General features: G+C 65.6%; 9 protein-coding genes and 1 pseudogene. All 10 read left to right on the forward strand.

Annotation, left to right across the window (positions count from 1 at the left end; all coding sequences use genetic code 11):
- Positions 1-64 precede the first annotated feature (64 nt).
- Positions 65-1,084, forward strand: a pseudogene (gene mobF / locus FHP29_RS22900) (MobF family relaxase); the annotation flags it as partial.
- A 9-nt stretch (positions 1,085-1,093) separates the two neighbouring features.
- On the forward strand, positions 1,094-3,562 hold the full coding sequence (locus tag FHP29_RS18080; protein ID WP_240044594.1) for an ATP-dependent DNA helicase: 2,469 nt from the start codon (positions 1,094-1,096) through the stop codon (positions 3,560-3,562).
- A 100-nt stretch (positions 3,563-3,662) separates the two neighbouring features.
- Complete coding sequence (locus FHP29_RS18085; protein WP_139624239.1) at positions 3,663-4,004, forward strand: hypothetical protein; 342 nt, start codon at positions 3,663-3,665, stop codon at positions 4,002-4,004.
- Positions 4,005-4,268: 264 nt separating this feature from the next.
- Positions 4,269-5,834, forward strand: a complete 1,566-nt coding sequence (locus FHP29_RS18090) for a type I restriction-modification system subunit M (protein ID WP_139624240.1) — start codon at positions 4,269-4,271, stop codon at positions 5,832-5,834.
- Positions 5,831-7,012, forward strand: a complete 1,182-nt coding sequence (locus FHP29_RS18095; protein WP_139624241.1) for a restriction endonuclease subunit S — start codon at positions 5,831-5,833, stop codon at positions 7,010-7,012. Before FHP29_RS18090 ends, FHP29_RS18095 begins: the two co-directional genes overlap by 4 nt.
- Positions 7,009-10,110: a type I restriction endonuclease subunit R gene (locus FHP29_RS18100; protein WP_139624242.1), complete on the forward strand. Its 3,102-nt coding sequence runs from the start codon at positions 7,009-7,011 to the stop codon at positions 10,108-10,110. The genes FHP29_RS18095 and FHP29_RS18100 overlap by 4 nt, the downstream gene beginning before the upstream one ends.
- A complete protein-coding gene (locus FHP29_RS18105) occupies positions 10,107-12,047 on the forward strand; it encodes an AAA family ATPase (protein ID WP_139624243.1) in 1,941 nt (646 codons plus the stop codon). The genes FHP29_RS18100 and FHP29_RS18105 overlap by 4 nt, the downstream gene beginning before the upstream one ends.
- A 126-nt stretch (positions 12,048-12,173) precedes the next feature.
- Complete coding sequence (locus FHP29_RS18110) at positions 12,174-13,460, forward strand: HsdM family class I SAM-dependent methyltransferase (RefSeq protein WP_139624244.1); 1,287 nt, start codon at positions 12,174-12,176, stop codon at positions 13,458-13,460.
- 2 nt (positions 13,461-13,462) lie between these two features.
- Complete coding sequence (locus FHP29_RS18115; RefSeq protein WP_139624245.1) at positions 13,463-14,635, forward strand: restriction endonuclease subunit S domain-containing protein; 1,173 nt, start codon at positions 13,463-13,465, stop codon at positions 14,633-14,635.
- Complete coding sequence (locus FHP29_RS18120) at positions 14,623-15,564, forward strand: hypothetical protein (RefSeq protein ID WP_139624246.1); 942 nt, start codon at positions 14,623-14,625, stop codon at positions 15,562-15,564. Before FHP29_RS18115 ends, FHP29_RS18120 begins: the two co-directional genes overlap by 13 nt.
- The last annotated feature ends 4 nt before the right edge of the window (positions 15,565-15,568 follow it).

Here is a 15,568-nt window from a genome sequence, read left to right on the forward strand (position 1 = left end):
TGGAGAAGGAGGCGCACCTGAGCGCTGTGGGACGGAAACGGCCGTGACGGTCTCGATGCGCCGGATGTCCGCGGGCAGCGGCTACCAGTACCTGCTGCGCAGCGTCGCGGCCGGCGACGGCAACCGCGTCCTGTCGACGCCGCTGACCCGCTACTACTCCGAGGTCGGTACGCCGCCCGGCCGCTGGCTCGGATCCGGTGTCGGGGCCTTCGGTGCTGGCCAGCTTCGCCCGGGCATGCGGGTGAGCGAGGAGCAGCTCGCACTGCTTGTCGGCATGGGCCGAGACCCGATCACGGGAGCGCAACTCGGCCGCGCGTATCCGTCGTACAAGAGGCTCTCGGACCGCATCGACGAGCGCGTCGCCGCTCTCGATCCGGAGATGACGCAGGAGGACTGCGCCGCCGAGACGACGCGGATCGAGGCTGAGGAGACCGCGGCCGGGATGCGGCGAGCAGTGGCAGGGTTCGACCTCACCTTCAGCGTCCCGAAGTCGGTCTCTGTGCTCTGGGGTGTCGCCGACGCCGTCACCCAGGAGTGGATCGTCGCCGCCCATCACGCGGCGGTCGCAGACGTAATCGCGCTGTTCGAACGAGAGATCGCCGCCACTCGGGCGGGGATCTCCGACTCTGATGGGGCTGTCGCCCAGGTCGACGTGGCGGGCGTCGCTGCCGTCGCCTACGACCACTTCGACTCGCGCGCCGGGGACCCGCAGCTCCACACGCACGTCGTCGTCGCCAACAAGATCCTCACCGTCATGGACGGCCGCTGGCGAAGCCTCGACGGCCGTCCGGTCTTCGCCTCACGCACCGGCTTGTCTGCGCACTACGACGCACTCCTGGCGGACCGGCTGACGCGCGACCTCGGCATCGAGTGGGAGCTGCGGCAGCGTGGACCCGACCGGAATCCTCGATGGGAGATCGCGGGCGTGACCGACGACCTGATCGCCGAGTTCTCCAGCCGCACCCGCGAGATCGAGATCAAGAAGGAAGAGCTCATCGCGGAGTACGTCGCTCGCCACGGCCGGAGGCCCTCGGCGAGGACGATCGTCGAGCTCCGTGCACAGGCCACCCTCGCCACGCGCCCGCCGAAGGAGGTGCGGTCGCTGGCCGACCTCACCGCGGGTTGGCGGCAACGGGCCGCCAAGCGGTTGGGCACCGAGCCGACGAGCTGGTCGCAGTCGGTGATCGGCCGAGACTGCGACCTCCTGACTGCGGAGGACGTGCCGCTGGCTGCCATCGAGGCGATCGGTGCCGATGTGGTCGCGGCCGTCTCTGTGAAGCGGGCTGTGTGGACGCACTGGAACCTGATGGCCGAGGCGGCGAAGCAGACGATGGATCTGAGGTTCGCGACGACGGAGGACCGCGAGGCCGTCCTCGGCCTCGTCGTGGACGCGGCGCAGGCGCGCTCCGTGGTCCTGACGCCGCCGGAGCTCGCTCTCAGCCCGGCTCGGTTCCAGCGCGAGGACGGCACGAGCCGGTTCCGCCCGCGGCACGGTGAGAAGTACTCCTCGATCGCAGTGCTCGAGGCCGAGGGACGGTTGTTGGTGCGCGCCGAGAAGGTGACCGCGCCAAGGGCTGCAGCCGGTGCCGGTCGAGCAGGTGGCCGTGGCAAGGTCTCGCTGACCGTTCAGCAGCGGCGTGCAGTTGAGAGCATCTGTCGCTCAGGGCGACAGGTCGACCTACTAGTCGGACCTGCTGGGGCTGGCAAGACCACCACGATGAGAGCGCTCCGCGCGGCCTGGATCAGCGAGCACGGGCGGGGGAGTGTCATCGGTCTGGCGCCGTCCGCTGCGGCCGCCCAGGCGCTGGCGAACGACCTCGGCGTCGCATGCGAGAACACAGCGAAGTGGCTCCACGAATACGACCGCGGTCGCACCGAACTGCGGCGCGCTCAACTCATGATCGTCGACGAGGCGACGCTGGCCGACACGGTGACACTCGATCGGCTCACGGGGATCGCCAGCGGTGCGGGTGCGAAGGTGCTGCTGGTCGGTGACCCACACCAACTCCAGTCCGTCGATGCCGGCGGAGCCTTCGCACTTCTCGTCGATCGGCGTGCGGACGTGCCGGAGCTGAGGGAGATCCACCGGTTCGCCAACGAGTGGGAGAAGGAGGCCTCCCTCGCGCTGAGCCGCGGTGACGTCCAGGTCGTCTCGACGTACGGTCGCCACAAGCGGATCCGCGAAGGCCTCACCGACGAGATGGTCGACGCGGCGTACGCCGCCTGGCGCGACGACTGCGCCGCTGGGCGCGCGAGCATCCTCGTGACCGAGTCGGCGCAGGACGTCCGCGCGCTCAACGAACGCGCTCGGGCTGAGCGGCTGCTCCTGGACGGCGCCGTCGATCACCGCGAGGTAGCCCTGATCGACGGCTGCCGAGCCTCTGTTGGGGACGTCGTGATCACGCGCCAGAACGACCGCCGCATCCGAACGATGCGTAGCGGGTGGGTGAAGAACGGCGACCGCTGGCTGGTCACCGACATCCGGCGTGACGGCTCTGTCATGGTCAGGCGCCTCGACGCCCGCGGTGGGCGAATGGTCCTGCCGCCGGAGTACGTCGCCGAGCACGTCGATCTCGGCTACGCGGTCACCGCGCATCGCGCTCAAGGGGTCACCGTCGACTCCGCGCACGTCGTCGTGACTGCATCCACGACCCGGGAGAACCTCTACGTCTCGATGACCCGCGGCCGCGAGTCCAACATCGCGTACGTCGCCCTCGACCAGCCCGACGACAGCCACTCCACGCCGGAGGCGGATGACGTGACGGCCAGGACAGTTCTGTACGGCGTCCTCCAGCACAGCGGCGCCGACCTCTCGGCAACGCAGACCATCGAGGCCGAGTACGAACTCCACGGGGGCATCGACCGCCTCGCGGCCGAACTCGAGACGATCGCCGCGGAAGCTCAGCACGACCGCTTCGTCGACCTGCTCAGCCGTTCCGGACTGACCCCCGAGCAGCATTCGGCGGTCGTCGCGTCGGCCGCGTTCGGTCCGCTCGCAGCGGCACTCCGCCGAGCCGAGGCGCACCACCACGACCTCGAACGTCTTCTGCCTCGAGTCGTCGGACGACACGATCTCGACGACGCGGACGACGTCGCAGCGGTTCTCCGCTACCGAGTCGACAAGCTCGCAGCGACTCCGCCGCGCGGCTGTCGGCTCCGTCCACGACTGATCGCCGGGCTGATCCCCGAACCGCTCGGAGCGATGTCAGCCGAGGACCGACAGGCGATCGACCAACGGAAGGAACTGATCGAGTCGCGAGTTCGCGCCCTTGCCGAGGACGCAGTCGCCGGCCGCAAGCAGTGGGCCCGGCCACCCCAACCGCGTCCAGTCGGCGTGGGCTCCGATGATGCATGGCTCGACGCGGTGGCCACGGTCGCGGCGTACCGCGACCGCTACAAGATCACCTCAGACCTGCCGGTCGGCGGCGGAGCCAAGAACGATGCTCAGCGCGCAGACCGTCAGCGGGCTCTCGCTGCCTTGCGCGCGGCGCGTGCAGGGAGTGTGCCCAAGGGTCTGGCGATCCCCGCGACAGTAAGGATTCGAGCCATTTCGGCTCCATAAGCCCTGGGGCGCGGCGTCCGTCCACAGGAGGCAATTCCTCAGCGGCGCCTGGCCCGGGCGCGGCGTACGACAAGCGATGTTCCGTCTGAAAGGCGATCCCATGATCTTCCTGCTTGCGTTTCCCATCGTTGCGATGGTGGCCCTCGCTCATCGGTCCTTGCTGTTGTTCGCCCCGTCGAACGTCCTGATTCGCCGAGTGCGAGCATCGCGGCCCACGCTCAGCACGGTTGTGGCGATGGTGGCTATTGCGGCCGGCCTGCTCGTCGCGGTGAAGGTGGTCTCGGATGCGGTGGCAGCTGGCGCATCCGGTTGGCTCAATCTCGTGGTGCTCGTGCTCGCCTGGGATTCCTTCAAGGTCGGTTGGCTTGCTGTCGGTGTCGCGCTTCGGATTGGCCTTGGCGCAGCCCGCAGGTCCATGAACTCTGTCTTGCACACCTCGTAGCGCACTTCGTGAGACGAGCCCGCCTGATGAACGTTGGCTGAAGCAAATTGCCGGTTGGGCCTGAACGCGCAGATGGAAAGCGGATCGCACCCGGACCACCCATGCCGCCTTCCTCAGGGCCGAAGACCGGCTTCGACTTGGCCCTTTAGGTCGTTTCACTGATCCGTGTCGGCCCCCCTCGCTAGGGTCGCTGTTGCGTCCGAGGCGAGGGTGTGTAATCCTTCTCGGCTTTTTCCGATTCACTGTCCGAGAGGGAGACAACTAGTGGCACGCCAGGCCAAGAAGGCACCCGCCAAGTCGCTGGAGCAGCGGCTGTGGGACGCGGCTGATGCGCTCCGCGGCAACCAGGAGCCGTCGGAGTACAAGCACGTCGTCCTTGGTCTGGTCTTCCTGAAGTACATCTCCGACCGCTTCGAGGCGAGGCGCCAGGAGATCAACGACGAGCTCGCTGCCGACGGCATCGCTGAGGACAAGCGCGAGCGCTTCCTTGAGGACCGCGACGAGTACCGCAGCCACAACGTCTTCTGGGTACCTGCTGAGGCCCGCTGGGAGAGCATCCAGGCCAAGGCCAAGCTCCCCGAGATCGGGCAGTTCATCGACACTGCGATGGACCTGATCGAGAAGGCGAACCCGGTCATCCGTGGCGTCCTGCCGCGCAACTACGGACGTGAGGGCCTCGACAAGGGGCGCCTCGGCCAGCTCGTCGACCTCATCGGATCGATCGGCTTCACCGAGACCGACGACCACGGCAGCGACGACGTCCTTGGACGTGTCTACGAGTACTTCCTCGGCCAGTTCGCCGGCAAGGAGACCGGCAAGGACGCCGGTGCGTTCTACACACCGCGCAGCGTCGTCAAGACACTCGTCGAGATGCTGGAGCCGTTCCACGGTCGCGTCTACGACCCGGCCTGCGGCTCCGGTGGCATGTTCGTTCAGTCGGCCGAGTTTGTGAAGGCCCACGGCGGCAAGCGGACCGACATCTCCGTCTACGGGCAGGAGTTCACCGACACCACGTGGAAGCTGGCCAAGATGAACCTCGCGTTGCGAGGTATCGAAGCTGACTTGGGTGACCGCTCAGCGGACACGTTCACGCAGGATCTTCACCCCGACCTCCGCGCGGACTTCATCCTGGCAAACCCGCCCTTCAACGTCTCGAACTGGTGGGACGCCAAACTCCAGGATGACCCCCGCTGGAAGTACGGCACCCCACCGGAGGGCAACGCCAACTTCGGTTGGGTCCAGCACTTCATCCATCACCTGAGCCCGCGAGGAACGGCCGGCTTTGTCCTCGCGAATGGGTCTGTCTCATCGAAGTCAGCTGGTGAGGGCGAGATCCGGCGACGGCTCGTCGAAGCGGAGTTGGTCGATTGCATCGTCACGATGCCAGACCGACTCTTCTACAACGTGACGATTCCCGTGACTCTCTGGTTTGTCTCCAAGGATCGCCATGGGAACGGCCATCGCAGGCGAGAGGGCGAGGTCCTACTGATCGATGCCAGAAAGCTTGGATCGATGGAGAATCGGCGTCTCCGCGTGCTGAGTGACGAAGAGATCGCCAGGATCTCCGGGACGTACCACGAGTGGCGCAACCATGACGGTGGATATGCCGATGTTCCTGGCTTCTGTCGCGCGGTGGGCCGAGGCGAGATCGAGGCGCTGGACTACGTCCTGACGCCGAGCCTTTATGTTGGTGCGGCGGCCAGCATGTCCGATGGGGAGCCCCTTCCCGAAAAGGTCGAGCGCCTCAGCCAAGAGCTCTTCGATGAGTTCAGGCGAGGGCGCGAACTCGAGGACGTCATCGCGCAGCAGCTGAAGGAGCTGCGGGCATGACGGTTGACAACTGGCGCCCGTGCGAGTGGGGAGATCTGGCGGAGCTCAAGTACGGCCGGGCCCTCAAGGGCTATCGCGACGGCCGCGGATCAACCACCGTGTTCGGAACCAACGGTCCGGTCGGTACAACCGAGGCGGATCCGCATGGCGCAGGGCCGGGTGTGATCGTGGGGCGCAAGGGCGCCTATCGGGGGATCCACTACTCACCAGGCCCGTTCTACGTGATTGACACTGCCTTCTGGCTGGAGCCCGTCAATGAGGTCGACATCCGCTGGGCGTACTACGAGTTGCTGACGCATGACATCAACACCATGGACTCCGGCAGTGCCATCCCGTCGACTAGCCGAGACGCTTTCTACAAGATGCCGGTCCTTCTGCCGCCGCTTGACGACCAGCGGCGGATCGTGGCTGTTCTCGGATCCTTGGATGACAAGATCGCAAGCTGTCTGAAGGCGATTGGTTTGGCGGAGGCATTGGGTGATGCGCTGCTACGTGAGCGGTTGACGGTCGACGCGGACGGCGAGCCATTGTGGCGACCGGAACCCCTGGGGGAAGCACTCGCCGTCCTGGAGACAGGGTCACGCCCTCGTGGAGGGATCAAAGACATCGACGGAGGCGTTGTCAGCCTCGGCGCTGAGAACATTCAGTCTGCGGGAGTCTCCCGGGCGAAGCGCTTCAAGTACGTAACAGAGGACTTCGCTGAGAAGATGACTCGCGGCGTACTCCAGGATGGCGATGTTCTTGTCTACAAGGACGGAGGCAAGCCTGGGAACTTCATTCCTCATGTGAGTGCGTTCGGTGAGGGTTTCCCGGTTGCCAGAGCGGTGATCAATGAGCACGTCTATCGTGTGCGCACCAAGGCTCCGGTGACCCAGGGCTTGCTCTACTGGGTGCTCCGCTCCGAGTGGCTAGACCGCGAGATGAGAAATCGAGGCACCGGTGCCGCGATCCCAGGAATCAACAGCACCAATTTCCGTAGCCTGCCCTTCCCGTCCTTGCCTCAGGAGGCAATCGCGAATCTTGGGCCGACCCTCGACTCGCTGTTGAAGCGCATGCTGATGCTAGGGAGCGAAATCGCGACACTCGAAGAGACCCGAGACGCGCTGCTGCCTGAGTTGATTTCAGGGCGCCTACGCGTGGGCGCCGTGGATGGGGTCTTGGAGGAGGTGCTGATGTGACCGCCTTCAGCGAGGCCACCATCGAGGACGCTGCGCTCGACTACCTGCGCGCGCTCGGCTACTCGACGGCGTTCGGCCCGAACCTCGCCCCCGATGGCACTCGGCCGGAGCGTGCCAGCTTTGAGCAGGTTTACCTCTACGACCGGATGCGTGAGGCAGGGCTCCGGATCAACCCTGGCCGGGAGAACCTGGTCGACGAGGCAATCAAACGGCTGGAGCGCGCTGAGAGCCAGAGCGAGATCACGGAGAACGCCCGTGTTCATCAGCTCCTGATCCACGGCGTGCCAGTCGAGTACCGGGACGACAGCGGGGCTGTGCGCACAACGAGCGTCCACCTGATCGACTTCGAGAACCCAGCAAACAACGACTGGCTGGCGGTCAACCAGTTCACGATCATCGGTAACAAGAACCGCCGGCCCGATGTGCTGGTCTTCGTCAACGGCATTCCGATCGGGCTGCTGGAGCTGAAGAACCTGGCTGACGAGCACGCCACCCTCAAGAACGCCTGGAACCAGGTACAGACCTACCGCCAGGACATCCCTGCGGTCTTCGTCCCCAACGCGGTGACCGTCATCAGCGACGGCATCAGCGCGGCCATGAGCTCGTTCACGGGAGGGTTCGAGCACTACGCGCCGTGGAAGACGATCGACGGCCGGGATGTCGTGTCGGGGGTGCCTGCGCTGGAGGTGCTCATCAAGGGTGTCTTCGAGCCGACGCGGCTGCTGGACATCATCAAGAACTTCATCGTGTTCTCCGACGAGTCCAAGGGCCTCGTCAAGCGCGTCGCGAAGTACCACCAGTACTGGGCTGTGAACGCCGCGGTCGAGTCGACCGTTGAGGCGGCTGGGCCCGATGGCGACCGTCGTGGTGGCGTCGTGTGGCACACGCAGGGGAGTGGCAAGTCGATCGAGATGCTGCTCTACGCGGCCAAGATTATGCGCGACCCGCGGATGAACAACCCGACGCTCGTCTTTCTGACTGACCGCAACGATCTCGACGATCAGCTGTTCGGCGAGGTCTTCGCCCCGGCCGAGATCCTTCCCGAGAAGCCCGTCCAGGCCGACTCGCGCTCGGACCTGCGCACGCTCCTGCGCCGCGCCTCTGGCGGCATCATCTTCACGACGCTGCACAAGTTCGGGCCGGAGCAGGGCGATGACGGCAACCCGGTGCTGACGGATCGCCGCAACGTCGTCGTGGTGGCCGATGAGGCGCACCGTTCGCAGTACGGCTTCGCCGAGACGCTGGATCGCGAGGGCCGGCTCAAGGCGGGTCTGGCCAAGCACATGCGCGACGCTCTGCCGGGTGCGACCTTCCTCGGATTCACCGGCACACCAATCGAGTCCAACGACAAATCGACCCGTGCAGTGTTCGGTGACTACATCGACGTCTACGACCTGACCCGTGCGGTCGAGGACGGCGCCACCGTCAAGATCTTCTACGAGTCCCGCCTCGCCAAGGTCGAACTGTCCTTCGAGGACTACGAGGCCCTCGACGAGCTGGCTGACGAGATCACCGAGCAGGTCGAGGAGGACCAGGCGACGAAGGCCAAGTCCAAGTGGGCACGCCTTGAGGCGATCGTCGGTGCGGAGGAGCGCCTCGACCTGATCGCTCGCGACATCGTCGAGCACTGGGAGAAGCGCCGCGAGGCGATGATCGGCAAGGCCATGATCGTCGCCATGTCCCGCCGCATCGCGGTGCGGCTCTACGAGAAGATCGTGGCGCTGCGTCCAGACTGGCACGACACGGATCCGACCAAGGGCAAGATCAAGGTCGTCATGACCGGCTCGGCCGCTGACCCGACCGAGTTCCAGCCGCACATCTACTCCAAGGACGTGCGCAAGGACCTCAAGGCCCGCGCCAAGAACCCCGACGACGAGCTCGAGCTGGTCATTGTGCGCGACATGTGGCTGACCGGCTTCGACGCCCCGTCCATGCACACCATGTACGTCGACAAGACCATGCAGGGCGCAGGGCTCATGCAGGCCATCGCCCGGGTCAACCGCACCTTCCGCGACAAGCCCGGTGGTCTCATCGTCGACTACATCGGCGTCTTCTCGAACCTCCAGAAGGCACTCGTCGAATACTCGCCGAGCGACCGCGGCCAGGCCGGCGTCCCGATCGAAGAACTCGTCGACGCCATGCTGGAGAAGCACGACATCATCCGCGGCCTGCTCCACGACTGCGACTACAACTCCAGCCCGGACCTCACCGCGGCCCAGCGACTGGCTGAGCACGCCAAGGTCCTCGACTTCGTCATGGCCGACCCCGACCGCACCGAACGGTTCCTCGACCAGGTGTTGGCTCTAGCCAAGGCCTACGCCCTCTGTGGCTCCCGAGACGAGGCAGCCGCCATCCGCAACGACGCCCGCCTGTTCGCCGACGTACGGGCGGCCATCCTGAAGATCCAGAACCCCGACTCGGGACGGGGAGGATCGGGCGCTGTCGAGATCGACACCGCCATCGGCCAGCTGGTCAACGAGGCGGTCGCGGCCGACGAGGTCGTCGACATCTACAAGCTCGCCGGGGTTGAGACCCCTGAGCTGTCCATCCTCAGTGATGAGTTCCTGGACTCGCTCGTCGACAAGGCCAAGCCAAACCTGCAGATGGGCCTACTCCGGCGCCTCATCAACGACCAGATCCGAACGGTGTCGCGCACCAACATCGTCCAGAGCCGCAAGTTCTCCGAACAGCTCGAAGAGGCGATCTTCAAGTACACCAACCGGTCACTGACGACGGCGGAGATCATCGCCGAGCTGGTCAAGCTCGCGAAGGAGATGCGTGACCAGACCAACCGCCACCAGCAGCTCGGGTTGAGCGAGGCAGAGGCGGCCTTCTACGACGCCATCGTCCAGAACGACGCCGCAGTCCTGCAGCTGGGCGACGACGTCCTAAAGAAGATGGCCGCCGAGCTTGTCGAGTCGATCCGCAAGAGCGCCACGATCGACTGGAACCTCAAGGAGTCGGTCCGCGCAGCAATGCGCACCAAGGTCCGGCGCCTGCTTGCCAAGTACGACTACCCGCCGGATCTGGAGGAGAAGGCCGTCGAGCTTGTCATTGAGCAGGCCGAGCTGTTGGCAAGCGAGGAGACAAGGCCGTGAGGCTGATCTCCGCACGAGTCCGCGGTACCGGACGCCTTCTGGACACAACGATCAATCTCGACCAGAAGGTAGTCGCCATCGTCGGGCCGAACGAGGCGGGCAAGACGACCTTGCTAAGGGCGCTTGCGCACGTCGATGCCGCCCAGGCGCTTGCTCCCGCGCAGCGGTCGCGCGCCTCGTCGAGCGTTCCCGACGCGACACCAGTCGTCACTCTCCGGTATCGGGTCAGCGAATCAGACCGCGACGGGCTTCAGGACCTTGACCTCGAGGAGGCTCCGACTGAGTTCTACGTCAGCCGCAGGGCAGATGGTCAGGGTCCGGACTTCACGGTCAAGCCCTCTCCCCGCAAGTCTGAGGCCTCCCTGAAGCAGCTCGCCGTAGATCTGGGCGAGGCGCTGGCCCCTATCGAGGCATTTGAGCCGTTGCCCGCCGAGGTGGGGGACGGGGAAGAGGAGCCGGTAGCGCCCGACGGCACGCCCCTGCTCGCCGAGCTTCGTCTGCTGCGCCAAGACCTCGATGCGTACCTCGCTGCGCCGATCACGGAACGAGACCCGATCGACGTACTGCGCCAACGCGCCGACGAAGCCATCCACGGGCTCAGCGCGTTCGCCAGCACGGAAGACCTCCGCGAACTCATGTCTGCCCTGGGAAAGTGGGTAGATAGAGAGGACCCCGCCGAGAAGGTCAAGGAGGAACTCTGGAATGCCACGCCCGACGTGGTGATGTTCACCGAGGCAGATCGCACACTCGCATCCACCTACACGCTTGATGACAGTCTGCTCGCGGACGTCCCTGCGGCGCTAGCGAATCTGGCACGGCTGGCCGGTCTCGACTTGAACGCGCTAGTACAGGCGGTGCAGACCGGACAGGTATCCCGGCGCGACACGATCAAGAACAAGGCGAACATCGCGCTGGCGGACTACTTCAAGAAGGCATGGCAGCAGTCCGACCTCAAGGTCGAGCTGAACGTCGAGACCAACATCCTCCGTATCGGGCTGGTCGAGGACGGGGTGCACGCCTCCGTGTTCGATGAGCGGAGCGCGGGCCTCCGAATGTTCGTAGCCCTCACGGCTTTCCTCGCTGCCCGGGACACGGGGCGCGCAACGATCCTCCTGATCGACGAAGCCGAAACCCACCTGCATATCGATGCCCAGGCCGACCTCGTGCAGATGTTCGCCAAGCAGGACAAGGCTGACAAGGTCATCTACACAACGCACTCGCCGGGCTGCTTGCCTGCCGACCTTGGTGTCGGTATCAGGGCTGTCGTGCCTGATGCGGACGAAACGAGTCACGTTGAGAACAGCTTCTGGCGACAAGAGGGCAGCGGTTTCACCTCACTCATGTTCGCCATGGGGGCCTCGGCCGCAGCGTTCACTCCTGCACGCTGTGCCGTCGTTGCCGAGGGCGCCACTGACATGATCTTGCTTCCCACATTGATGCGGGCCGCGACCGATCTTCCAGCGCTGCCGTACCAAGTCGCTCCTGGCCTGTCAGAGATGCCGAAGGACTCGTATCCGGAGCTCGACTTCCAGGCAGCCAAGGTCGCCTTCCTCGTCGATGGAGACGGAGGGGGAGAACGACTCGCCAAAGCGATCGGAAGAGCCATCCCCGACGATCGGATAGTCACCCTCGATGCACATGGGATCGAGAACACGTTGGACCCGGACTTCTACTGCGACACCTTCATGGAGCTGCTGCGGGACCTGAACGCGGACGTCACTATTGGTAAGCCGCCCTCGCTCCCCGAGGTTACCGCGGCCCCTTGGGCCACGACGCTGGGGAACTGGGCCGACGATCACGGGTGGCGCGCACCATCCAAGCAGGAGATCGCGAACCACCTGATCGAGCTCGACGAAGTTGTCCTCAGCGCGCACGGCACGCTCGCCCTGAAGCAGGCTCACGCGGCGCTGCTGGCCGCACTGGGAATCGAACCGTGACCACCGGCGTGCGAGCCAGTGACGGTTGGCATGTCGTGATCGACCACGTCGCGTGTTCGGAGTCGCCTGTGTCGAACCTTCGTGATACGTTCCGCGGCTCGCTTGAACCAGAAGGGAGGGAATCGAATGGCTAACGAGGCATCCGGCAACGCTGAGATTCGTGCTGCGTTGAGGGCGGCTGGCTACGAGCTGATCCAGTTTGAGCCAGGACTTGAGGGCAGTTCGAAATACCGTCCCGACGTTCTGGCCTTCGCATCGAACGGTCAGGGCGACCTGGTGCCCTGGCTTGTTGTTGAGGTGAAGAAGGGGCCGATGAAGACCCCTGAGCTGGCGCTTCCGGCCCTCACACAGGGGCGGGAACTGCTCGGCACCGTCGAGCACTACGCGGTCATCAATGGCCAGTGGTACCGCGCGGATCGCAGCATGCGGTCGTTCGAGCCTGTCCCCGGACCGCTGCCGCCCGCGAACGGTGCTAACGGCTTCCTGGCGGACCCTGCGCTCGCGACGTCCCTTCTGATTGACAAGCTGTGGTTCGAGGCGGACAAGGCGCGGATGAGCGGCGCCCGGGTTGACTATGCCTTCCCGTCGGTCGACGTCATCGCCGAGACGGCGCTGCCTGGAATCGAGACGGCGAGCGGCGGCTTCGTGCCTGTGCGGCCGGATGTCCTCTGGCAGGCTCGGCGCCGGGCCCTGTCGGCATTTGCAGGTCGGTCGCGACACGGAAGCCAGCAGGCGTCGGACCCCGTGATCGCTGAAGCTGTGGCCCAACTCCTCGGTTCGAAGGTTGGCGGCACGGTTCTCGATCCCTTCTGCGGCACCGGATCGTTCCTTTGGGCCGTCATGGATCGGGCCGCGCAGATGGAAGGCCCCGCCGAGTTCATTGGCCGCGATATTGATGCCAACCTGGCGGCACTCGCATCGGAGATCGGCCGGACTGCACCGATGTTGACCTTCGTCGAGCCCGGCGATGCCTTCCGCACCGACCTGCCCGAGGCAGATGCCATCGTGACGGCTCCGCCCTTCGGTGGACGTGTTCAGGATCGGTGGTCTCTCCTCAACGGCGTCTCGACTTCGGAACTCGAGATCGCCGCGATCGATCTATGCCTGCGCCGTCTCCGCCCCGGCGGACGCGCCGTGTTCCACCTGCCGAGCGGATTCACGTTCCGTCATTCGTCGGAGTCCTACCGGCAGTTCCTTGCCAGCGAATTCCGCGTCGCGGCGCTCATCGGGCTCCCGGCCGGCACGAGCCCCGGGACGAACATCCGAACGGTGCTCCTCGTGATCGATCGGGACGAGCCGGGCGAGACCTTCGTCGCGCAGCTCGGCGAGGACTGGCGGACCCAGCTCACTGGCGAGGGCACCGCTATGCGGGCCGCCCTCGGTCATATCGACAGCCTCCCGGAGAGCGAGTAGCGATGCCCGAGGCTCACGCACTCCTCGATCTTCGCCGTGAACTGAACTGGGATCCGGCACGACTGACCGCAGAGGCGTTCAGATGGCCCCATGGCGCGCATCTCGTGCCGCTCCGCGAGTTGGCCACCCGCCTGGCGCCCCGCTCGTTCGCTGAGGCGGGAGCTCCGGTCATCACGCCTCAGAGCATTGACGGGTCAACCGGATCGGTGCGCCGCCGCAGCCGCAAGTACCAAGGATCGGTGTTCCAGGTCGGCGCAGAGCTGCGTAACGGCGATGTCCTGATGCCGAGGTTGGGCTCGGGACCGACGCTCCTGGTTTCTGATCGTCTGACCGGCGCGCTGGTATCCGCACGGTATGCGGCCCTCCGGCCGGTCGAGCGAGAGCTGGGGCTCTGGCTATGGGCGCTGCTCGGCAGCGAGAGCGGTACACGGCTGCGCACCAGCCTGTCGCGAGGTGACGCGGTGACCCACATCGATGCAGGCGCACTCCTTGACGCTGCTGTGCCGGTGCCTGCACTCGCGGTGCGTCGGGACCTCCTTGACCAGTTGGCGGAACTGGAACGCACAACGCATACGGAGGAAGAGGAACCATCCGAGACGTGGTGGCACACCACCGACCTACGCGAGGTGCCCTGGCGGATCGCACTCGCAACGCCTGACCGCAGCCCACTCGAGGACGGAACGCCGCTCGAGCTCCTCTGCGGGCAGATCTCCCGGGGGCGGGAGACTCGCCGCCACGCCCTGACCGAACCTGCGCCGGGTTATCTGCCGGTCGCAGACGTCTCGGTGCTCGGCGGAAAGGCACCACGGCGCTGGATGCCAGTAACCGACGGAGTGCCATCCGTCATCGCTCGTCCCGGCGACCTGATGGTTGCCGGGCTCGGGAACTACGCCTACGCAACCGTCGTCGAGCACGAGTCGATCGCGGACCAGCATGTCTTTGTGCTGCGACTCCGTGACGTGACGATCGGCTCGGCTATTGCCGCCTACCTCAATAGCCAGCGGGGTTATCGAGTGCGCCAGATGCTCCTGACTGGGTCCACCATCCCGAATCTGCGCTCGGCGGACCTGGCAGCCATCCCCATTCCCGATGACGCTCTCCGCGCTCCTGTTGAACACGAGGCCCCGCCTCTTCCCCTTGCCCGCCGGTTGGAGAACGTGCTGTGGGGGAACTGACCTGCACGTTATCCGCGCTCGTATTCGCCGAGCTCTACGACCTGCTTGCGAAGGAACGCACATGGCGTGAGTCGCTGGACGACAGGCTCGCCGAGCTCGGGTACGACGGTGAATGGCTCGGCGACGCCTCAGCGTCCTATCTCGCCAAGTGGGAGTACGACGCCCAGTACATCGATCCGGCCTCCGCCGAGGGCTACGCCCTATCCGTCGAGCACGCCGTCTTGGCGACATGGATCCTCGCTGGCCTGCGAAACGAGGGCGATTCGTACCAGCTCTCAGCAGACCTGCGAGACGCGGTCATGAAGCGCCTCGCGGTCGACGCACCATCGCTCGCCGGTCATAAACCACGGTCCATGGCCCCGATCATCCGTGGCTGGACCCTCGGGCTCGTCGCCGGCACCTTCGATCCATCCGTCCCGGTGGTGCCGGCGGTCTTTCCCCAGGACGAGCACATCACTGGCGCCTATAAGGGTCTGATCGAGCACGTCCTTCACCTCGGGGATCTCGGCGAGACGTGGCCCGAGCTCGTTGGGACCGCGCTCTACGTGCGGACCGGTGGCCTGGCCGAGGCGCTTCGGCCAGCGCCACCACCGCCACCGAACCGGGGGCTCAGCTACTCCATCAACACGCTCGTGGCGGAGTCCCGGCGACAGGTGCCGATGCACATCTTCAGCAGGCTGAGCTCGAACTTCGCCAGGTGGGTAGGACGCCGCAACGTCCTCACGCACGTCAAGCCCGCGGAGGACGGTACGACGTTCGCTGACTCCGCAGCTCTCGTCCGTACGTGGGATCAGATCGAGTTGACCGTCACGGGCATCACCCAGTTCATCTGCCAAGAGGTCTCGCTCGAACTTTTCGACGCGATCCCTGGCGCCCTGCGCACGGATCCGTGGGACTACTTGAAGCGGGAGATCCAAACGGAGTGGTGAAGGG

The organism is Nocardioides albidus, assembly GCF_006335005.1.
Classification (GTDB): Bacteria; Actinomycetota; Actinomycetes; order Propionibacteriales; family Nocardioidaceae; genus Nocardioides; species Nocardioides albidus.

Bases quoted from the DNA above. Each gene is read 5' to 3' on its own strand.
- FHP29_RS18095 (WP_139624241.1), top strand. From the start codon at position 5,831: ATGACGGTTGACAACTGGCGCCCGTGCGAGTGGGGAGATCTGGCGGAG.
- FHP29_RS18110 (WP_139624244.1), top strand. From the start codon at position 12,174: ATGGCTAACGAGGCATCCGGCAACGCTGAGATTCGTGCTGCGTTGAGG.
- FHP29_RS18115 (WP_139624245.1), top strand. From the start codon at position 13,463: ATGCCCGAGGCTCACGCACTCCTCGATCTTCGCCGTGAACTGAACTGG.
- FHP29_RS18085 (WP_139624239.1), top strand. From the start codon at position 3,663: ATGATCTTCCTGCTTGCGTTTCCCATCGTTGCGATGGTGGCCCTCGCT.